At 41.4% G+C, this 22,030-nt stretch carries 19 protein-coding genes; 8 read left to right on the top strand and 11 right to left on the bottom strand.

What is annotated here, in order from left to right; translation table 11 throughout:
* Positions 1 to 313: 313 nt before the first annotated feature.
* From CLV48_RS12395 to CLV48_RS12430, 8 genes are all read right to left on the bottom strand, one after another.
* Complete coding sequence (locus CLV48_RS12395) at positions 314 to 1,381, bottom strand: branched-chain amino acid aminotransferase (protein WP_106567601.1); 1,068 nt, start codon at positions 1,379 to 1,381, stop codon at positions 314 to 316.
* Between the two features lie 4 nt (positions 1,382 to 1,385).
* A complete protein-coding gene (locus tag CLV48_RS12400) occupies positions 1,386 to 1,934 on the bottom strand; it encodes a cob(I)yrinic acid a,c-diamide adenosyltransferase (protein ID WP_106567602.1) in 549 nt (182 codons plus the stop codon).
* A gap of 84 nt (positions 1,935 to 2,018) precedes the next feature.
* A complete protein-coding gene (locus CLV48_RS12405) occupies positions 2,019 to 2,741 on the bottom strand; it encodes an ABC transporter ATP-binding protein (protein ID WP_106567603.1) in 723 nt (240 codons plus the stop codon).
* Between the two features lie 72 nt (positions 2,742 to 2,813).
* On the bottom strand, positions 2,814 to 5,624 hold the full coding sequence (locus CLV48_RS12410; protein WP_106567604.1) for a tetratricopeptide repeat protein: 2,811 nt from the start codon (positions 5,622 to 5,624) through the stop codon (positions 2,814 to 2,816).
* On the bottom strand, positions 5,624 to 5,911 hold the full coding sequence (gene gatC, locus CLV48_RS12415; RefSeq protein WP_106567605.1) for an Asp-tRNA(Asn)/Glu-tRNA(Gln) amidotransferase subunit GatC: 288 nt from the start codon (positions 5,909 to 5,911) through the stop codon (positions 5,624 to 5,626). Before gatC ends, CLV48_RS12410 begins: the two co-directional genes overlap by 1 nt.
* Entirely contained in the window at positions 5,908 to 6,672 is a 765-nt protein-coding gene (locus CLV48_RS12420; protein WP_106567606.1) for a lysophospholipid acyltransferase family protein, read from the bottom strand. Before CLV48_RS12420 ends, gatC begins: the two co-directional genes overlap by 4 nt.
* Before the next feature lie 2 nt (positions 6,673 to 6,674).
* Complete coding sequence (locus CLV48_RS12425; RefSeq protein WP_106567607.1) at positions 6,675 to 7,049, bottom strand: globin domain-containing protein; 375 nt, start codon at positions 7,047 to 7,049, stop codon at positions 6,675 to 6,677.
* A 473-nt stretch (positions 7,050 to 7,522) separates the two neighbouring features.
* Positions 7,523 to 8,890, bottom strand: coding sequence for an NfeD family protein (locus CLV48_RS12430; protein ID WP_106567608.1), 1,368 nt, complete (start codon positions 8,888 to 8,890; stop codon positions 7,523 to 7,525).
* Positions 8,891 to 9,055: 165 nt separating this feature from the next.
* Between CLV48_RS12430 and CLV48_RS12435 the strand changes: the two genes are divergently transcribed.
* From CLV48_RS12435 to tnpA, 4 genes are all read left to right on the top strand, one after another.
* Entirely contained in the window at positions 9,056 to 10,216 is a 1,161-nt protein-coding gene (locus CLV48_RS12435; RefSeq protein ID WP_106567609.1) for a LysM peptidoglycan-binding domain-containing protein, read from the top strand.
* A gap of 253 nt (positions 10,217 to 10,469) precedes the next feature.
* The gene (locus CLV48_RS12440) at positions 10,470 to 11,024 is read left to right on the top strand and encodes a hypothetical protein (RefSeq protein WP_106567610.1); all 555 of its coding nucleotides are present in this window, start codon (positions 10,470 to 10,472) and stop codon (positions 11,022 to 11,024) included.
* Positions 11,025 to 11,795, top strand: a complete 771-nt coding sequence (locus CLV48_RS12445) for a TIGR02757 family protein (protein ID WP_106567611.1) — start codon at positions 11,025 to 11,027, stop codon at positions 11,793 to 11,795. It begins immediately after the preceding gene.
* Between the two features lie 355 nt (positions 11,796 to 12,150).
* A complete protein-coding gene (gene tnpA, locus CLV48_RS12450) occupies positions 12,151 to 12,603 on the top strand; it encodes an IS200/IS605 family transposase (RefSeq protein WP_106567612.1) in 453 nt (150 codons plus the stop codon).
* A 102-nt stretch (positions 12,604 to 12,705) separates the two neighbouring features.
* Here tnpA and CLV48_RS20570 read toward each other — a convergent pair whose 3' ends face one another.
* The 3 genes from CLV48_RS20570 to CLV48_RS12460 form a co-directional block, all read right to left on the bottom strand.
* Positions 12,706 to 12,861: a hypothetical protein gene (locus CLV48_RS20570; RefSeq protein WP_170069022.1), complete on the bottom strand. Its 156-nt coding sequence runs from the start codon at positions 12,859 to 12,861 to the stop codon at positions 12,706 to 12,708.
* 92 nt (positions 12,862 to 12,953) lie between these two features.
* On the bottom strand, positions 12,954 to 16,127 hold the full coding sequence (locus tag CLV48_RS12455; protein WP_106567613.1) for a VPS10 domain-containing protein: 3,174 nt from the start codon (positions 16,125 to 16,127) through the stop codon (positions 12,954 to 12,956).
* Between the two features lie 186 nt (positions 16,128 to 16,313).
* Positions 16,314 to 17,039, bottom strand: coding sequence for a hypothetical protein (locus CLV48_RS12460; protein ID WP_106567614.1), 726 nt, complete (start codon positions 17,037 to 17,039; stop codon positions 16,314 to 16,316).
* A gap of 628 nt (positions 17,040 to 17,667) precedes the next feature.
* On the opposite strand from CLV48_RS12460, the gene CLV48_RS12465 reads away from it, so the two are divergent.
* The 4 genes from CLV48_RS12465 to cysQ all read left to right on the top strand — a co-directional run bounded on the left by CLV48_RS12465 (position 17,668) and on the right by cysQ (position 21,679).
* Positions 17,668 to 18,663 (top strand): mannose-1-phosphate guanylyltransferase, encoded by a 996-nt coding sequence (locus CLV48_RS12465; protein ID WP_106567615.1) that lies wholly within the window; start codon positions 17,668 to 17,670, stop codon positions 18,661 to 18,663.
* A gap of 322 nt (positions 18,664 to 18,985) precedes the next feature.
* Positions 18,986 to 20,296, top strand: coding sequence for a nucleotide sugar dehydrogenase (locus CLV48_RS12470; protein WP_106567616.1), 1,311 nt, complete (start codon positions 18,986 to 18,988; stop codon positions 20,294 to 20,296).
* Between the two features lie 137 nt (positions 20,297 to 20,433).
* Positions 20,434 to 20,784 (top strand): four helix bundle protein, encoded by a 351-nt coding sequence (locus CLV48_RS12475; protein ID WP_106567617.1) that lies wholly within the window; start codon positions 20,434 to 20,436, stop codon positions 20,782 to 20,784.
* A 142-nt stretch (positions 20,785 to 20,926) separates the two neighbouring features.
* Complete coding sequence (cysQ, locus tag CLV48_RS12480; protein WP_106567671.1) at positions 20,927 to 21,679, top strand: 3'(2'),5'-bisphosphate nucleotidase CysQ; 753 nt, start codon at positions 20,927 to 20,929, stop codon at positions 21,677 to 21,679.
* Positions 21,680 to 22,030: the final 351 nt, after the last annotated feature.

Genomic DNA, 22,030 nt, shown 5'->3' on the forward strand with positions numbered 1-22,030 from the left:
AGGAATTCCTTAAATACCTTAACTCTTTAATATTTCAAAAACCCCTCCTTCCACTTCTGACCACCATCTTTCTAAATCCCATTTGTCCTGTCGGTCCTTCAGACCTCTGTTACACCTTTATCCCATTTAACCAGTGCTTTGCCCCGGGCTGTAACTAAACGGCCTTTCAGGCATTTATTGGCTTTCAATTTCCAAATCAAACATTCAAATCTGCCTTCCGAAATCCTACTTTCATTCGACAACTCGCTCTTCATTCCTCATTTCTCATTCTCCATTCCACATTACTCATTCCACATTCTCCATTCCTCATTCCTCAAACCTTCACAATCCAGCCTCTGCTATCAGGAATCCTTCCGTACTTGATATCATCAAGTTTTTTCAGCACCAGATTGGAAAATGCATATTCCGGTTTTTTAGGAAGTTCATAATCGTTACCATTGACATTGATTTTTGCAATATGTGCAATAGTAGCTGCAGTTCCGGTCCCAAAAGCTTCCTGTAAGCTGCCATTCTTAAGAGCAGCTTCTAATTCTGAGACTTTTAGGAAACGTTCTTCTACCACATAGCCCATTTCCCTGGCCAGTTTTAATACAGAATCTCTGGTAACTCCTTTCAGAATGGTTCCTGTGTGGGTAGGGGCTGTGATCAGTGTGTCATTGATCATGAACATCACATTCATGGTGCCACTCTCCTCAATATGCTCATGTGTTTTGGCATCAGTCCATAGCAATTGGTCATAGCCTTGTTTTTGTGCCAATAGGGCAGGGTAGAGTGAACCTGCATAATTTCCTGCTGCCTTTGCAAATCCAGTTCCTCCTTCAGCGGCTCTTGTGTAATGTTGTTCTACTTTAACACTTACGGGTTTGGAGTAGTAATGGCCTACAGGGCAAGTAAAAATCATAAACTTGTAAGTCTCTGAAGGTTTTACCCCCAAATAATCATCTGTAGCAAAAATAAATGGCCTAATATATAAGGAATAGCCTGGTTTGTTAGGAATCCATTCCCTGTCCAGATCCAATAAAGTCATCAAACCTTCCATAAAAATTTCTTCAGGAAGCTCAGGTATGCACATTCTCACAGCTGATTCATTCAGCCTTTTTTGATTGGCATCTGCCCTGAATATCAATATTTCTCCTGCTTCATTTTTATAGGCTTTCATCCCTTCAAAAATGGATTGACCATAATGTAGTGTAGAATTGGCAGGATTCAGCATCAATGGGGCATATGGCTCTATCCTCAAATCTGACCATTCTCCGTTTTTATAATCGGCCACAAACATATGGTCTGATAAAGACTTTCCGAAAACTAGATTATCAAAATCGGTTTCAGGTAATCGGGATTGTTTGGTTTTGCTGATGTTGATTTGTAAGGTTGTTTTCATCTGGTTACATTCTTGGCTTCCATGTTACTTCTTCTACTTTTAATTCTTGGGCTACTAATCTGCCCAAGACAAAAAGATAATCGGAAAGTCTGTTTAAATATTTGATAATGATTTCATCCACGTGTTCTATTTCTATAAGATCGATCACACACCTTTCTGTGCGGCGACAAACTGTCCTTGCGATATGGCAAAATGATACTACCTGATGCCCTCCAGGAAGGATAAAATGGCGTAATGGTGGCAATTGGGATTCCATGGCATCAATTTCTTTTTCCAACAGCTCCAGATCTTCGTTATGCAGGTCGGGACGCTTTACTTTTTCTTTGCCAGGCTCCGTAGCCAAAGCAGCTCCAATGGTAAACAGCCTGTCCTGGATTTCTTTTAGTAGGCCTTCTCTTTTTTGATTGATTTCTTGGTCCCTGAGTAATCCAATGTAGCTGTTCAATTCATCTACAGTACCGTAAGCATCTATCCTAAGGTCTGCTTTTGAAACCCTACTGCCCCCCAAAAGGGAAGTTTTGCCCGTATCTCCTGTTTTGGTGTAAATTTTCATTCCTGGAAATAAATTCTATAAGGTCCTCTCTCCTTATAATACTACAAAAGTAACAATTGATTTGTAAAAAAACTGAAAACAGGTCTATTCCATGGCCATTACAACTTTTCCCCTGGTAGGATTGGGATTAATTGTATCAGTTTCTACTAAACCATCTCTCAACCTTACAATACGATGGGCATAGTGGGCAATATCATCTTCGTGGGTAACCATGATAATGGTATTTCCTTTTTGATGAAGTTCATGAAATAGCTCCATGATGTCATAGGAAGTTTTTGAATCCAGGTTTCCAGTTGGTTCATCAGCCAATATGATACTCGGATCATTTACCAATGCCCTGGCAATAGCCACCCTTTGACGCTGACCACCGGAAAGTTCATTTGGTTTATGGTTAACACGGTCTCCCAGTCCCACATTTTTCAACGCCTGAAAGGCTTTTTCTTCCCTTTCAGCTTTTCCATAACCTGCATAGATGAGCGGTAATGCTACATTTTCCAGGCAAGAAGCTCTTGGTAATAGGTTAAAAGTCTGAAATACAAATCCAATTTCTTTGTTTCTGATTTCAGCCAATTCATTTTCAGACATGTCACTTACATCTTTTCCGTTTAGGATATAAATCCCACTAGTTGGGGTATCCAAACAGCCGATGATATTCATCAAAGTAGATTTTCCTGAACCGGAAGGTCCCATAAAGGCTACATATTCACCTTTGTTAACTTCAATTGAAACCGATTTGAGTGCCTGTACCTCCTCAGCACCCATGCGGTATGTTTTCTTGATGTCTTTTGTTTCAATAATTTTTTTCATCGGTGAATATTTTTGCTCAATTTAAACCAAAAACTAAAAATGGAAAAATATACTTCTATCAAACGGCACTATTTACCAATAGTTTTCCATTTGAAGTTTTTCAAGTTGGGAAGCATTCAGCCACTGTCCCATTTCAGCTAAGGCTGAACTTGCATAATTTTCCAGTCCCACCTTTCTGCTCTGATTGACATAGGATATCCATAATACAGGATCTCTTGTAAATTGAATGGCTTCCTGAAGCAGCTCATACCTGCTCATCTCATCTTCAGTCTCTCTGAATTTTTTCCATATCAGTGGTGTCCAATAGGCATTTCTGTCCAATCCAAGTTCTGGGCTGAAAATTGGGGAAATTGAAGGATCCATTTTTTCCATAGTCCCATGTACAAATTCATACCATTGATCCAAGGAAGCTTCGGACCAGGCAGTGGAACTTTGTCCCAAAATTTTTTCCTTGATTTTTTTGAATTCATTGACATCGAAAGCATGAAGCTTGTGCCGCATCAAGGCCAGGGCCCATTCAGCCTCTAAAGTTTCCGAATCAAATCCCTCCAAAGCATTTAATAGATCTTCCGGTAGCTGTTCGTGGAACTTGCCCAGGGCAGCCCAGAATTTTACCTGTGGGCTATCTATCAGCTTACCAGCTTCATTCCATTCCATCCAATCAGGGAAATCTACCGCAAATTTATGGTGAATGGAAATCGCTTCTAATGGTTTTCCTCCAAAATAGAGAATGGCCAAGTGTACGGGTTGGAAATTTTCAAATCCTTTTTCAAAAGCAACCATTAAATCTATGGAGGCTTTCACCAAATCCCATTGGCCTGCCAGTATCTTAGCGGCCATGGCATGGTAATAAGCCGCTGAATTAGGGAAGGAAGCAGCTGTCCCATTCAGGTATTTTAGGGTTTCATTGATGTGACTGTCCTGCAATGTTCTCAAAATCCGGGTTTCCCGGTAATTTCTTTCTTCGAAGCTCATCTGTTGCTGACCGATCAGGCTATCTAGCATAAGGATGTCTTCATCATAATTGCTACTGACCTGATTGCTCCATTGATTTCGAAGAATGGCTGTTTTAAGTGTAAAATTTTCAGGTAGGTCTTTGGTGGAGAGGACAAATGGAGCAAAATTCCCCTGTCTGTTGGCATGTGCAAGGAAGTTGATTTGATAAGGTAAGTCTGGATAAATATCCAGTCCCTCTTCGATTTTTGTCTGGTGTTTGACCTTAAGCCCAAGCAAATTGGATTGTCCAATGACCTTCTCCGCCTTCATCTTCTCTAAACGCGCATAAGCGTCTGAAGGTCTGTTCAGTTTGGAATAAAGTAGTGCTAGATTATTGAGCAGAAAGGGATTTTCAGGAAAGATTTCCAAGCCCCTCTCCAGGTAAAAAACAGCATCGAAAATCTTATCCTGCTGGTGTAATTTATCACTTAGCAAAAGGATATTCTGGACAGATGGCACATAGTCAAAATTTTGATACAAGTGCTCCATGGCTTCATTGGCATTTCCTAATTGAAAGCGAAGATGGGCAGCGGCATTTTTAGCCTTGAAATTTTTCCGGTATTGTAGCCAACTGTTTTCATAGAGAATTGCTGCTTCCAGAGGTCTTTTGCTCTGGTAATAATAATCAGCGGTAATATTGGTACTGAAAGATGAAAGCTGCATGCCTACCACCCCATCCGCATAAATCACCAAAATTACCAATGCCATTATGGCTCCGATCCGCATGTGGAAGTAAGCAAAAAACTGGGGTTTGAAAAGGACTTTCTCTATGTCCCTTCCGCTATTGATGATCTCATAAAAGTTGGCCAAAGTGTATAGGAAAAACAACAAACTCAATGCGATCTGTCCATAAATAAAAGCATGGTTTAAAAACTCAAACAAAGGTTGGTTTCCTGTGAAATCTGCTTTGGTCCAAGTAAATACGGTAATGGCAAAGCCCAACCAATAAAAAGATTTCCCGATGAGGGGACTTTCAAAATACTGATCTGTCTGTTCGATCTTTAATTTCAGGATTCCATATCCTAAAAAGCCTGCAACCAACATCAAAACCAATGGGGCTAGGGTAGGGAAAGGTAAATTGACTTCTCCTGTCAAGTGCAATAAGCTGAAAATCAGGAGAAGGAAGTAAATGATAAAAATGACCACCAAATGCCAGAGGATTTTGATTCCTGTTCCTTTGTTCAATCTTATCAGCAGCACGGTAACACTTGAAATTACTGCATGACCAATATGTAGTAAAAACAAAACCGAGATTATCGCAGCAGGGAAAGTGATGTTTTCAGAAAGCCAAAGCCAGGGTTGTTCTATATCCGAAAAACTTACCAAACCCCAGAGGCTAAGAGAAGAAACGGTAAGTAAGATCAAAAACCTTTGATACAATCCCAGTGAATCTGCAAAAAAGGAAATTAAAACCACTGGTAGGATGGTGCCGCTTAATAAAAGGATCAACGCTAAATTGCTTGATACTCCTCCTATATTAAGGCCATTGATACCACTTGAGGTGAACAGAAACATGGTCAGGCCCGTGGCAATGATAAAGTACATCCTTTTCAAGGTGCTGATAAGACTCAATCCTAGAATGAGCAATATCCAGATAATGGCTCCATATAGGATGCTGAGTTGAGGAAATGTTGCTGGGGGAAGGGATTGAAAATTCTGGAAAACAAGGAAATTGTCCATTTCCAATGAGAAAACCTCGGAGCCTATTTTGTAAAAATTTACCGGAATATTTACTGTCTCAGAGAAAATCCCCGGTATGATAGGCATGATTTTTCCATCCCAGATAAAAAAGCTACATAATAGCAAAAGGCCTCCAATAATGCTCAGCATAAAGGGAAGGCCTTTGAATATTAATTTTTCTGCTTGTCTGCCTGCCTGTACCGACATTATTCAAGAACCTTGGGAACCCTGAAATAATCCGAATCCTTCTGAGGGGCATTTTGCAGTGCTCTTTCATGGCTAAGGTGTTCGCCCATCTTGTCTGCCCTAAGCACATTTACTTCTGAGGACATGGTGGTTAGTGGTTCAACGCCCTCAGTATTGATTTCATTAAGTTGCTCCTCCCAATCCAGAATCTGGGTCATGTCTTTCATCATTTTTTCAGCACCTTCTTCGTCGAATTCCAAGCGGGCCAAATGGGCAATTTTTTTAACTGTATTTAAATCTATTTTCATACACTTTTGATAATTGTTTTTTCCGAGTCCAGCAGCTGATTGTCAGTCCAAAGTTGGTTTTGAATGATCTCATAGCATTTGTCCCTAAGACCAGGCAAATCTTTAGAAGTCTTCCCATCTGTGTACAATGGCTGATGGATGACTATTTTTCCCCTTCTGAAATTCAATAGTAGCCTGCCGTCATCAGGCAAAATTAAATGATTAAATGATAAGGTGACAGGAATTAGGGGGATTTGTTTATCTATGGCCAAAGAAAATGCCCCATCCTTAAAGCGGTTCATATGCGGCGGTTCACCGGTAGTGATTCCGCCTTCTGGGAAAATGACAATACTGCTGCCTTGGCTGATTGCCTTTTTTGCCTTGATGAAAACTTCTCCACGACTTCTTAGCGAAGAACGGTTGACGGCGATATGTAGCTTTTTGAAATAATAACCAAAGAGAGGGACTTTTGCAATGGAGCTTTTGCCGACAAATACGACATCTCCAGGCAATAAACCCATAAAAGGGATGTCCAGGTAAGAAAAATGGTTGGCCACAAAAATGTAAGACTGCCCCTTTTGGATATTTTCTTTCCCTTCGACCTGTATAGGCATTCCGATCAGGACAAAGTAAATTTTTGCCCAGAATTGGTTGACCACCCTACCATATTTTTGCCATCCCGGTATCCATGCCGCCAGGCAAAATACCGGAAAAAGGATGATAAATGTGGTCAAAAATACCAGGAGTGCATATATGGAATAAATACTTCTTAAAATAACCATACTTATTGGTTGATCATATGATTGGCCACTTTTATAAAATAATTCATAAGGGCTTCTCTTGTATCTGTTTCTATCTCTATTTTGTCCATGGCCCGAAACATGCAGTCTAACCAAACATTCCTCATGTTGTCGTCTATGGCCCACTGAAAATGCCTTCTTCTGAGCATGGGATGTCCGCGCAGTTCCAGGTAAGTATGCGGACCTCCGAAAACATGGACCAAAAACAAAAATAGCCTTTCTTCTGCAGGTGCCAAATCCTTTTCAGGGTATAGTTTCCTTAATTCAGGGGATTCTTCCACATGGCGGTAAAAATGATGGACAAGGTTTTTGATTTTATCTTCCCCTAATACTTCATAAATGCTATTTCCTGAATCCATGCCGCGAAATTAAAGGATTTTTTGGATCCTTCAAGTCTAAGTTCCATATCCTCAGCCATCCCTACCAATACTCCAATAGAAAAGTAAAAAGCCGTATCGGTGAAAAAGATGAATTTGCTCAGTTCGGTGGTTCGGTAACAACACCTGCCCTACATTCAGGTCACTGGCTTAATACATAGCCACCACTATCTTTGATCTTTCCTTCCATAAGGCCAGTTTCTTAAATGGGGCAATCAATATTTACTCCTTATAAGCTACTTTCTGGTGTTCATGGAAATTCGAAAGCTTATTATCTGATTTTTTCCCTTTGCCGGAAAGAAAGTCGAAAACCCCAAGGACACTAATTTCCTTTAAGCATTGAAAATTAGTAAAATTCGCGTTTCAACTTATTTCCCTTTTTTACATTACCGTTCTACCTGAAATTGCAACTTCAACTTCCCACTTTTTCTCCTTTTTCCTTTAGCTTTAAATCTTCATCCCAGCCTTTTTACTTTCAGACTCGTTCCTTCAGTACTGATGACTTTTACTTTTTCTCCTTTATCTATAAATTCTCCACGCGAATAAGCATCATAAACTTCCTCCTCAATCATGACCTTTCCGCTCGGCATCAAGCGGGTATGGGCTATCCCTTCTTTTCCCATGAGGTTATTGCTGTAAAGCGTAGAGGTGTAGCCCTCTTCCCTTTTTTGGGTGCTTGCCAGTGCAATGCTGCTGAATGCTCTCCATTGGTTGACTTTTGGGGCCATAAAAAAGATCAGTCCTATGGCAGCAATGGCTGCAAGTATTACAGTGACAAGTGCAGCAAAGAGCTCCCCTGAAGGCACAAAAGTGAAGTCAAAGGCATCATTTGGTATCATTCCCAAAGTGAGGCCGACCAATATGCCTATGATGCCTAAAATACCAAAAATGCCAAAACCCGGAATAAGGAAAATTTCCACCAGCAATAAGATTACCCCTACAATAAAGACGGCAATCTCCCAATTTGCAGCCAAACCTGTCAGGTAATATGGGATAAAATAAAGGATAATGGCTGTTATGGAAGCAGCCAATGGAAAACCAACTCCAGGTGTTTGAATTTCAAAATAGATACCTGCGAAAATCACCAAGATCAAAAAGCCGCTTACCACGGGGTTCAAAAAGAAAGCGATCACTTTTTCCACTCCAGATATTTCATAGGCAATGATTTCATATTCCTTGATGCCCAATTTTTCTTCAATTATTTCTTTTTTGGAATCTGCCTGACCTTCACAGAATCCGTTTTCAATCGCTTCTGAAACAGAGAATGTAATCACGGAGCCTTTGGCACTGACGCCTTCTATCTCAATGTTCTGGTCCACCATGGCTTCTGCAATTTTGGGATTTCTTCCCTTGGCTTCAGCTGTGCTGCGCATCATGGAGCGCATATAGGATTGGTATTTGTCAGGAGCCGCATCTCCTCCGCCTCCCATCACCACAGTGGCTGCACCAATGCTGGCACCAGAGGCCATATAAATACTGTCACAGGCAATGGAAATCAAGGCTCCGGCAGAAGCTGCGTCCTTGTTGATCCATACATGGATAGGAATATCAGTTTCAAGAATCATGGTTCTGATATCATCGGCATCATTGACAGCCCCTCCATAGGTGTCCATCTCTATCAATATCAGGTCAGCTTCTTTGTTCTTGGCATCTTCCAGTGCCAGTTGAACCCTGCGGTTCATCCTGGGATCAATATTATCATCGATTAAAAAAGTGTAAATTTTTTTCTTTTCCCCTTTAGACTTTTCCTCCTCCTGTGCCTTAACAACTGAGTGGGCTGTCAAAAAAAGACTCAAAAACACAAATATTCCGAGGTGTTTCATGTTGAATTGGTTTAGTTTTTGAATATACCAATAATCTTGGATATCCGAATTTAAAAATTATCCGTAAAGAATCATGGAGTCATGTAAGGATTACTCCTTTCATAGCTGTCCACTTGGAAATGATAAAATTAATCTGAAATTTGTGCATAAATTATCCAGTAGATTATGAAGAAGTTGATTGTCCTTTGTTTTGGTATTTTGGTATTCTCACAGGTGCAAGCCTTTGGATTCCATCCATTGGATTCAATAGGTGTAGAGCGGGTAGGTGACAAGACATTCATCATCCATCAAGTCGATCCTGGGGAAACACTTTTTGGCATATCTAGGAGGTACCAATCAGCGATAAATGATATTTTACAGGTCAATGACCAATTGAAAGAAGGTTTGAAAGCAGGACAAAGGATACGTATTCCATATATTACCAAATCTGCTGTTCCTTCTGGTTCGAGATTGCACAAAGTATCTCCTGGTGAGACGCTTTTTGGGATTTCAAGGCAATACGGAGTAAAAGTAGATGAACTGATGGCCTGGAATCAATTAAAAGGTAATGATATCAGTGTAGGACAGGCATTGATTATCAAAGGAGTGCCCGAACCAGAACCAAGCCCCGCTGCAGTCCAACAAACAACTCCAGCCCCTGTGACTGTACCTGTGACTGCTTCAAATGAAAAAGCTACCGGCAATAGAGAAAGAGCAGCTTCTGCCAGGGAGGAAGCAAAACCAAAAGAAGAACCAAAATCGGCAGTTTCTCAGCCAATTGGTTCCGACCCAGCTGCCAGACCATTGCCGGGAGATTGGATAACACATACTGTAGCCCAAGGTGAGACGCTTTTTTCCATTGCCAAGGCTTATGATGCTAAGGTAGACAACCTGATTACCTGGAATTCTTTGTCTTCTAATAACCTGACAATAGGACAAAAATTAAAAGTGGGAAGGGAGCCGGATTCCAAAGTGCCCGTGGTAACCTCCTCTGTTCCTATTGTAATCAATAACCAAAGAGCAGAAGGTCAATTGGCCGTTCCAAAACCTGAAATCAGCAATCCAAACGCCAGCACAGCTTATAAAAATATCAAAGAAAGCGGTTTGGCTGAAGTAATTGAAGGAACTGGCAACCATAAAAAATACCTGGTATTGCACCGTAATGCCCCAGTGGGTACAATCATGAGGGTAAGAAATGAAGAAAATGACATCACCATCTTTGCCAGGGTGGTGGGGAAACTCCCTGATACAGGAGATAACAGCAGGCTCGTTATTAAACTCTCAAAAGCGGCTTATGATCAGTTGCGTGCGGTCAATGCCCGATTCCCAGTGGAGATTGCGTATTAATGAGAGAAACAAGAGATAAGAAACAAGAAACAAGAGACAAGAAGCAAGAGATAAGAGGCAAGAAATGAGGTTTCGGAAGTCGGAAGGGGAATTTCGGGACATTTTGCCTAGGGCTTCGGAAATCCGAGTTCTGAACTGCGTCTTTCCAATAGTTCATATTTGACCCTTTTCTTCTTAAAATCCTATTGTAACCGGTAAGCCTTTTGTGAATCCAAAAGCTTAGCAGTAACTTTGCTGATGTATTTCCTGCTTGATGAATAAATTCCAACTGATCATTCATAACATTTTCCGTTTTTTATGGAATGCCATTTTCGTGATTTCATATCCCGTAATGGCTACATTTGGGCTGTTATTTGTAGGTTTGACTTATATTTTTTCAGCACTTTCCCGTTTCTTGGCCAATCTCAGGCCTGATAGAGAAGTACAAGTACCCAAGAAGACAGATTGGGAAGAATTGCCAAACACCAATGGATTATTGGAAGCCAAAGTTTTCAAACAGATCATGTTTGGACCCACTTGCTTTCAATTGAGAAGAAAAGATGGAGTACCTTCAGTGTTGGAAGATTATTACTTTGGGGGTAAAATAAAATTTATCGATGAGGGATTGCTTTTGGAAAAATGGAACACTACCGATCCCAAAAGTTTGCCGGATTTTGATGTTTGTCTGTATGACCCTGATAGGGACAGTCTTACTGCACTTACTAATATGAAATGTTTCGATTGGCATTTGTCCGAAAGAAATGATAATCAGTTGTTATTCAAATGGTTTGATGGTACCCAAGGGGGTGAGGTGAATGTGGCTCTGTAGATGGATTTAAAGGTTTTTTTGGATCAGAAAGTTGCTGAGTTCAACCAGCCGGATTTTATCCCTTTGGATCCTATCTCTGTTCCCCATCGGTATTCCAAAAAGCAGGATATTGAGATTGCGGGTTTTTTTGCGGCAGTATTGGCTTGGGGACAAAGGAAGACCATCATCCATAAATGCCTTGAGCTTTTTGGAATGATGGACAATGCACCACATGATTTTATGTTGCACCATCGAGAAAGTGATCTAAAACCGTTCCTACAATTCAAGCATAGAACTTTCAACGATATTGATACCCTCTATTTTATTGAATTTTTCTCTTGGTTTTACAAGAATCATGAAAGTTTGGAGGAGGCATTTACCATTGGCTGGACTCCGGAAGTAGATGTGATGGAGAGGATTTTGGTCAATTTTCATCATTATTTCTTTCAACTCCCTGCTGCTCCACAGCGGACAAAGAAGCACATTGCAACACCCGAAAGGAAGGCGGCCTGTAAGCGGATCAATATGTTTTTACGTTGGATGGTCCGCGCAGATGATAAGTCTGTTGATTTTGGAATCTGGAAGACCATTAAACCTTATCAGTTGATCTGTCCCTGTGACCTGCATGTGGACAGGGTAGGAAGGAGGCTGGGTCTGATTACCCGAAAGCAGACCGATTGGCAGACGGCAGTGGAACTGACGGAGAGGCTCAGGGAATTCGATCCCGAAGATCCAGTGAAGTATGACTTTGCCCTGTTTGGTATGGGGGTGGAGGAGAGGATGGCTGGCTGAGTCGATTCCCCAATTGAGCATAGTTTTGCTATCACTCCATCTATATCCGGAAAACATTGCTGGATTATCACAGCCTTTTTGGTTGGGGGAATTAGGTTGATATAGGCCTGAAAGGCCGATAAATCATAGGAATGGGCATAGCCCATTCCGAATAAAAACCATCATCCCCTAAGCTCCCACCCGGGCCTGAAGGGCACGGATAATTTGGGACCAATACATTAATCGGATATAATCGGTTAATTGAGCTCCTATTATTTTTTATGTTTTTTAGATCCATTAATTTCAATTGGGTTATTTCATTCTATTGATTAGCTAATGACACTGGAATCATTTTACAATCATAAATTCTTTAGGTATGGGTCAATCATTAGTAAAAAACTACCTCCATGTGGTTTTCAGTACAAAGCACAGACAGCCCCTTATTTTGCCCGAGGTAGAAGATGTTCTTTTTAGATACCTTGGAGGTGTTTGCAGGAATCTTGAATCTCCTTCTCTAGTTGTTGGTGGGTATATGGATCATATCCATATTCTTTGTTTATTGTCAAAGAAGATAACCCTTGTGAAGTTTGTAGAACAACTGAAAACGGAGTCTTCTAAGTGGATGAAAACTCAGTCACCTGAGTTGAGAAATTTTTATTGGCAGGATGGATATGGCGCTTTTTCAGTGAATCCTGCCCAAGTTGATGTTGTCACAAGATATATTTTGAATCAAAAAGAGCATCACCAAAAAAAGGATTTTAAAAAGGAGTATAGGGCCTTTTTGAGAAAGTATAAGGTGGAATATGATGAGAGGTATGTTTGGGATTGATTGTTTATCTCGACCCTTCGGGCCTGGGCCGATGGATTATGACCGTCGGTTGGGTACCGCTCCATCAATGTCCGGAGAACATTGCTGGAATATATCGGCCTTTCAGCAATGTCCTATGAACATTGCTGGAATATCACAGCCTTTCAGGCCTGGTTCTGTGGCTATGTTGGGAGGATTGGTTGGGGGAATTAGGTTGATATAGGCCTGAAAGGCCGATATATCATCGGAATGGGCATAGCCCATTCCGATTAAAACCATTATCCCCTAATCTCCCACCCGGGCCTGAAGGGCACGGATAATTTAGAACCAATAAAAAAAGCCCCGAAACCGGGGCTTTTTAGATCCTGTCTTTATTTTTCAATGACCTGGAAGATATCAATCTGTGTTGCTTTGACCTTTTCTTCAAAAGGCTTCCAGTCATTTTCAAAGAATGCCTTCCAAACCTCCATGGCTTCTTGGGCACTTTCTTTGGCATGCTGCATCAATCGCTGCTCGGTAGCTCCAGGGGCACCGAATGATGAACTTGCATAGCTTCTCGGTGCAAATAACCTGCTCATAGTGGTAGGGAATAGGTTCCTTACGATACCTTGACCTTCTCTGCTCGGTCCATAGAAAGCCTCCCTGGTTTTGTCCACCTTTTTCTTTGTTTCATTTGCCAGTTTCACCAATTCTTTGACTTCATCGGTATTTACATCTTTGGCATAAGCCAATAGTTTGTCGATTACCCTCTTTGCTTCATCCAACTGCCTTGTAGCCTTTGTGACATCGGCAGCAAGCAATTCAGCTTCCTTCAGGAGGTTTTCCCTGGCATGCAGATCTGCTAGAGCTGGTTCGATTCTAGGGTCGGAATAGACTTGGATGCTGGTCTCTGAAGAAGCATCTCCGTAGGTAAATACCACTTTATATTTCCCAGGTAGGGCAGGGCCTCCACTCGGTTCAAAGAATCCTCGAGCTCTTCCTGATTGTGCGCCCCAACCCGCAGGTGTATCCGCTGCTGATTTACGGTCAAGGTTCCAGATAACTTGGTTGACTCCTTGTTGCGGAACTGTTTTTAAAGTCCTGATCTGTTCTCCGGAGGTGTTGAAAATAGACACGGTGACAGTATCCATTTTTTCTTTACCCGGATCATTGATAATGAAATGCAACCTTCCACCAAATGCTCTGTTTTCAGCTGTATATTTGGCATCTGCTGCAAACCGTTCTCCATGAGGTTGGTGGATTTCAGCCTGATAGGCATCAGAAGGTTCCACAGCTGTGATTTTAGATGCGGGAGCCTTGCCCTGATTCTTTGCATAGACCCTCAATGGTCTGATATCATCCAATACATAGATGGATCTTCCAAACGTTCCTATCACCAGGTCTGCCTCTCTCTCCTGAATGACCATATCATAAGTAGATACAGCATTTGGATAGCCATGTCTCCATTGATTCCAGGTTTTGGCATTATCAAAGCTGATGTACAATCCAAATTCTGTTCCTAGGAATACCAAATTTGGTTCTACCGGATCTTGGATAATGGACAAAGTATAACCCCAGACTTTGTTGTCATCAGCAATGCGCTCGTAGCTGTTGCCAAAATTCTTGGTTCGGTAAGCATATGCAGAGAAATCATTGTTTCTGTAATTATTGGCCACAATCCAGGCCTCTGCTGCATCAAACCGGGATGCCTGGATCTGAGGGATCCAGCTGTTTTTAGGAAGACCTGTTAATTTCGTGGCTGTATTGGTCCATGTTTTTCCACCATCTCTGGTTACCTGTACATTGCCATCATCTGTTCCTACCCAAATCACATTAGGGTCAATCGGACTAGGAGCAATTGCAATGATGGTGGTATGGTTTTCAGCACCGGTAATGTCAAAAGTCAAGCCTCCTGTTTCCTGTTGCTTTTGCTTTTCAGGATCATTGGTGGTGAGATCAGGGGAAATGATCTCCCAGGTTTCGCCCCGGTCAGTGCTCTTGTGAAGGAACTGGCTTCCGTAATAGATGGTAGCTGCATCATGTGGACATTGAGCAATGGCCGCATTCCAGTTGAACCTCAGGAACACATCCTTATCCGGATGGGTAGGACGAATGTTTCTTTTATGTCCTGTTTCCTTATCATACCTTGCCAAATTACCCCCTTGGGACATGGCATAGCCATACCTTGAATTTTCAGGGTCAGGTACTACATCAAATCCATCCCCGAACATGATTTCCTGCCAATATGTATTTCGTATGCCATCACGTCTCCAGACATAAGCCGGGCCAACCCAGCTGCCGTTATCCTGGAGACCACCATAAATATTGTATGGCAGTTCATTGTCCACATTGATATGGTACCACTGTCCTAAGGGAAGATTTTCGGCAAAGAACCAGGTCTTGCCACCATCACGGGTGATGTTCAGCCCACCGTCATTACCGTCAATCATGAATGCCGGGTCCTCAGGATGGATGTACCAGGCATGGTGATCCGGGTGAACACCCTCATAAGTTAACAATTGTGAAAAGCTGCGTCCTCCATCCTCTGACATGCCCACTCTTGAATACAATGTATATAGTCTATCGGCATTTTTTGGATCAGCAAATATTTCAAAGTAGTAAAATGGACGGTCGCCAATTTCAGGTTTGTCGTTGACCAATTTGAAATTATCCCCTCCATCTTCAGAAACATACAGGGCATTTTTGGAAGATTCAATTAAGGCATAGACCTTATTGGAATTTGCTTTGGACATGGCCAAACCCATCCTTCCCAGTTCTCCTTTCGGCAAACCGTTTTTCTCATCCAGCTTCTTCCAGTTATCACCACCATCTATGGTCATATATAGGCCAGAGGATGGGCCCCCTGACTTGAAAAACCAAGGATAACGGCGGTGTTCCCACATATTGACAAACAACTTGTTCGGGTTGTTGGGATCCATAATCATTTCTCCAACACCCGTCTTGTTGTCTACATAAAGGATTTTCTTCCATGTCTTTCCGCCGTCAGTAGTCTTATAAACCCCACGCTCTTCTTGTTCTCCCCAAGGAGAACCAATAGCACCCACGTAGACCGTATTTGGGTCATCTGGATGAACTATGATTCTGTGGATGGCACGGGTTTTCTCCAAACCCATCAGCTGCCAGGTTTTACCTGCATCTAGTGAGCGGTAAACTCCATATCCCATGTTAAGTGAATTTCTGGGATTCCCTTCACCGGTCCCTACCCAGATTATATTTGGGTTTTTCTGGTTAATGGATATTGCCCCGATGGAATGTACCCTTTCCTCATCAAAAATCGGGGTCCAGGTTATTCCTCCGGAAGTGGATTTCCATAGACCACCTGAGGCGGAACCTGCATAGATAATGTTAGGATTGGCATGAACTGCATCAATGGCAGTAACCCTACCACTCATGGCTGCAGGCCCCACACTTCTGGTTTTCATGGCCTTGAACTGGCTCATGTCCACCTGTTGGGCAACAGCAGGGCTTATTGGGAAATTGATCGCCAATAGCAAAATCAATCCCAGCAAGCTTATTTGGGTTAATTTTCTGTAAAATTTATGCATGATTGAATAAGTTTTGTGATTTTGATTCAATTAAAACTACTAAATCCAATGAAAATAAAAATTTGATATGGTTGGGAAATTGGGTTGATGAGTGGAATCCCCGGATTAGATGGGTTGGTGAGCCAAAAATGGGTTCATTCAAGGATTCAAAGGTTGAATTTTCCGACTTTTCGTTCTGACTTCTCCTTAAAAATACCTTGTTAGGGTAAAATTCAATTGCATCAAATGGTCATTTCTTTTAGCGTTGATACTATTACCATCCAGTTCATCCGAAAAAGTGTTCATAAATGTGCCTTCCAGCCCAATGTTGTAAAGGTAACTTAGTCCGTAAATTATTCCTGCCCTTACAGGAATATAGGCACTCGTGGTATTTACCTTAGTGGCAATGTCTCCATTGGCACTGTAAACACGCTGTTCCCTGTTGACAAAGACAGCACCGACACCAAGTCCTCCATAAACGTTGAATTGGGACCGGCTACCTAAGTAGCCAGATGGGAAAAGCATAAACTGTGGCATAATATCAATAAAAAAGGCGCTTCCACGGAAAGCGTAAGGTACACCGGATAATGCCCAATTTTCAATGGTGTTCTGTTTGAACCTGTCCCAGCTCTTTATGCCCTGCTGACCCCCTGTAAGTCGTAATTGAAGGTGATCGCTTAAACGTTTGGAGTAGGCCAAAGTAATACTTGGTTTCACAGGAAATTGTAAAGACCGGTAATTTCCTCCGTTTTCACCATAAAATACAGAAGGTCCGAAACCAAGTGCCAGACTATGATTCCTGTCATAAGCCATTTTTTTAAAACTTTGGGCCTCTGCCGATATCCCAAAAAAGCAAAGCACAATTGTGCAAAAGACTGATATTGTCCTCTTAATGGAGATGGGGACAATAAACTCTAAATTGATTTTTTTCATTTTTCTATGATATCGGTAATTAAAGGTCCTTAAAGAATCCGGTAAAAATTTGGGTGAACAGATTTTAATAATTATCCGGAATTACAATTTATATATTTTAACAGAATTATGGGGCAGTATGAAAGAAAAAGTTCAATAAAATTCTGCGGTTGACAGAATTTTCCCAATCTATAATCTCCCCTCTATATATAAATAGTTGCCTTTAGTTGTGTTTTTTTGAAAATTCCATTCCAATACCCGCTTTAGCTAATATATTTGTGGCGTTGAAAATGAAATAGTGAATAGGGAAGAGATTTTTTAGACTGCACCCCACTTTAATTAAAGAACTCTGGCTGCTTCCTTAAAACCATATGCACTTATGCTAAGTGACAATTTCCCTTGCTGATCTAGAAATTGTGACTGAAAGGGCGAAGCTGTATTCTGGTTAAGAGATAAATCTTTAAAACTTTGATAAAAGAAGCAAAAATACACCTAGAAGGACCAGGTATAATCCCATCAGTACTTTAAATTGATAATCTTATTATATTCAATTCCTGAAGTAGCATGAACCTGAAATTCTAAACAAGTAAATTGATTTTAAATAGGAAAGTTTTTGATTAATTTTCCCTGATTTTTAAAAATTGAGAACATGAAAACGATCAACGTTATTTTGAGTGGGGGGGTCGGCTCGCGCCTTTGGCCTTTATCCCGAAAAAGCAGGCCAAAACAATATTTACCGATTTTTGAAGGAGAAACCCTGTTCCAAAAGACAGCAATCCGAAACCTATCATTTTGTGAAGAGCTGCTTGTTGTGGGGAATGTTGACAATTACAACTTATCTAGAAAGGATTTGGAAAAAGTTGGAATTCAATACTATAGAGAAATCATTGAGGCCTGTCCAAGAAATACAGCAGCTGCCATTACTTTTGCTGCACTTGCAAGTCACCCGGAGGATATTTTATTTGTCACTCCATCCGATCAATTGATACAGGAAGGAGAAGCCTATGAAGAAGCGGTTAATCGTGGGATTTTGTTGGCTAAAGAGGGTTTTATTGTCACTTTCGGACTTAAGCCTACACGTCCCGAAACGGGTTATGGCTATATCGAAGCAGCAGGAGAGGATGTGGTAAGTTTCCGGGAAAAGCCAGATCAGGCCACTGCCCAGCGCTTTTTGGACCAAGGGAATTTTTACTGGAATTCTGGAATGTTTTGTTTTCAGGCAGGGGTATTCCTGGATGAATTGGCTAAGTATGAACCTAATGTTTACCTGAAGTCTTTTACAGCATTCAAGCAAATAAATGGTAATTTCCTTAGGGAAGACCTTTCTTTAGAAATTCCATCCATTTCAGTAGATTATGGGGTAATGGAAAAAACCGAAAAAATCAAAGTTGTTCCTTCCCATTTTGTTTGGTCAGATATGGGCTCTTTTGAATCCATTTATGATTACCTGGTAGAAAATGGTTATCCTAAAGATGATTTGGGAAACCTGGTGATCGGAACAGATAAGCATACAGAGTTTACCGGACTGACCAATACTATCCTGATCGAAACAGATGATGCCATTCTTGTCCTAAGAAAAGAAAATTCCCAAGAAGTCAAGAAAATCTACGAAAGGCTGGAAAAGGAAAAGCCTAGCTTGATATAGAAGGGAAAGGTAAAAGGGAAATTAAATAAAGGGAATCAATGGGCCCGATCAAACTTGAAATATAGTACAATGACCCATTGGTAGGGAAATTTATTTTTGTGCCTGAAATTGGAACTTGCTCAGGAATGAACCGGTGCTTCTGAATTTCAAATCATGCATTGTCAAAATTAAAAGCAAATAGACAAGTTAGTGATTAGCATTGGCCCGGGAATTCCTTTTTCAAACCTCTGAAATCATATAGACCATTCAGCCCAAAACCTTATATTTGCCAGCCGAAACATTTCATAAAAGTTAATACTCATATTTTTATCAATTATTCAAAATGTTGACTCCATTACAAGATTCGAAGATTGCCATCATTGGATTAGGGTATGTAGGCCTTCCTTTGGCGGTAGCATTTGCTGAGAAATTCAAAACCGTTGGTTACGACATAGATTCCAAAAGAGTAGATGAGCTACAGAAAGGAACAGACCGCACCCTTGAGGTAGAAGATGAACTGCTGCAATCCGTTTTAGTTCCCAATACCATCGAATTGGAAGCTAAAATGAAAGGATTATTGGTGAGCGATGCAGTATCGACCATCTCCAACTGCAATATCTTTGTGGTCACCGTACCTACGCCAACAGACCGCCATAACCGACCTGTTTTGACACCTATGATCAAGGCTTCAGAAACCATAGGGAAGCTTTTGAAAAAGGGGGATGTGGTCATTTACGAATCTACTGTGTATCCCGGTGTAACCGAAGAAGAAATGGTGCCTGTTTTGGAGAAGTTTTCAGGTTTAAAGTACAATCAGGACTTTTTCTGTGGCTATTCTCCAGAACGTATCAATCCGGGTGATAAAGAACATACGGTTACCAAAATCCTGAAAGTGACTTCCGGTTCCAACCCTGAAGTAGCAGAATATGTGGACCAACTCTATAAGTCAGTCATCACAGCAGGTACACACCTTGCCTCTTCCATCAAGGTCGCCGAAGCCGCCAAAGTGATCGAAAACTCCCAAAGGGACATCAATATTGCTTTTGTCAATGAGCTTTCCAAAATATTCAATCTCTTGGGAATTGATACCCATGAGGTCCTGACTGCTGCAGGAACCAAATGGAATTTTCTTCCCTTCAAACCAGGCTTGGTCGGAGGTCATTGCATTGGCGTCGATCCTTATTACCTGGCGCAAAAGGCGCAGGAAGTAGGATATCATCCTGAGATCATTCTGGCAGGTAGAAGGCTGAATGATTCTATGGGCCGTCATGTGGCCACAGAACTCATTAAGCACATGATGCGCAAAGACTTGAAAGTAATCGATTCTAAAGTGCTGATCTTGGGCATTACCTTCAAGGAAAACTGCCCGGATATCCGCAATACCCGAGTAATTGACATTTACCAGGAGCTGAAATCTTTTGATATGGATGTGGATGTGTATGATCCTTGGGCTTCACCAGAGGAGGTTATGCATGAGTATGGCATATCGATCCTCAATGGAGGGCACCAATTGGACATCAGCCAATATTCAGGTATTGTCCTTGCCGTCTCCCATGACAAATTCAAGGGCATGAACATCCAAAAGTCTGATAATTGTGTGGTGTTTGATGTGAAAGGTTTCTTGCCAAAGGTGGCGGTCGATGCGAGGTTGTAGTGATAAAGAGCCAAGTGGTTGAATCATTGAGAAGAGCCAAGGCAAAAGTTAAAAGAGCCAAGTGAAAATAAAATTTAGATAAGAGCCAAGGCAAAAATAAAATCAGGGGGCAATTAGTTGGAAGTTAAGCTTAAAGGATGAAAGAAAATGATCTTTTAGAAAGGACTTCTAATTTTGGTGTAAGGTGTTTGAAGCTACTCAGAAACCTGCCCAACACCTCTGAATTTCAAATCATTAAATATCAATTAGGAAAATCATCAACATCTGTCGGAGCAAATTATGAGGAAGCCCAGGCAGGTTCTTCTAAAGCTGATTTTAAAAACAAAATTAGAATTGCTCTGAAAGAAGCTAGAGAATCTAGTTATTGGTTACGGGTAATCAAAGCGATAGAAGAAAGGCCCGGTGAGGATTTAAATTTCTTGGTTGCTGAAAGTAAAGAGGTAAAAAATATTTTGGCCAGTATTCTCAAAAAACTGAACCAATCATAATAGACTTGTCTGAAGAATTAAGTGTCACTTTTGCTTTGGCTTTTAATATTTCCGTCAACCATCACTACCCTATAATAATCAAGAACACTCTTTTACCTTTTGCCTTGGCTCATAATACATGGTTCTCTGTGAAATAAAAAAGATGAATCTTCCCCAACTCAGCTCTCTCGCCAAATCCACCGCCCTCGAAGCCGGGCGCATCATTCTCTCCATTTACAATTCTTTCGATCAGGGAGTGGAATTTAAAGAAGACGATTCTCCCCTTACCAAGGCAGATATTGCTGCCCATGAGGTGATTGTCAAGTTGTTGAAGGAAACAAAGCTTCCAATATTGTCCGAAGAAGGTAAGTATACCCCCTTCAATATACGCAAGCATTGGGAATATTACTGGTTGGTAGATCCACTCGACGGGACCAAGGAATTTATCAAAAAAAACGGTGAATTTACCGTGAATATCGCTCTTATTCATCAGCAGCAGGCCATCTTAGGGGTTGTTTATGCACCTGTGTTAGATTGGCTGTTCTGGGGAAACAAAGAAGAAGGTGCTTGGAAGCAGGAAGGAAGTAAGTCTCCGCACAAACTTAAAGCTATCCCAAACGCCACCGTAGAAACCATAGTTGCCAGCCGTTCGCACCGGACTACCGAAACAGAAGAATTTATCTCCCAATACCCGGATGCAGCATGTATCAATATGGGTTCAAGCCTGAAGTTTATGTTGGTAGCGGAAGACAGGGCCCAACTTTACCCGCGCTTTGCGCCGACGATGGAATGGGATACTGCTGCCGCACAGGCCATTGTGGAGGCGGCAGGTAGGGAGGTACTTACCTATCCCAGTCTGGAGCCGATGAAATATAATCGTGAGGACATGCGGAATGGATGGTTTTTGGTTAGGTGAATTCTTGAGATAAATGCCTTAAGGGCCAGGATGTGGGGAGGGAAATGTGGGATTAGGAAGGTAGAATTAAGAATTAAGAATTAGGAATTAAGAATGTAGAATGGGAGTCTTGAGGGGTTGAGGAGTTCGGTTCTTTTGGAGATCATTTTTTTGGAATACACAGAGGTGCCAGACCTGTCTGCTACAGGCAGGAATTTAATTGATTAAATATTTTTGATGTTTTCAGGCACCTTGAAGGTAAGGATGGATTACAAATCCATTGTATCGTGGATCGGGATTGCAAATCCCGATCAGCACCGTGCAGAGTTTGCGAATTTTCACGATAGCCATTAGCTGAATCGGCGATTTTTA

The sequence above is a fragment of the Cecembia rubra genome (assembly GCF_003014575.1).
Classification (GTDB): domain Bacteria; phylum Bacteroidota; class Bacteroidia; order Cytophagales; family Cyclobacteriaceae; genus Cecembia_A; species Cecembia_A rubra.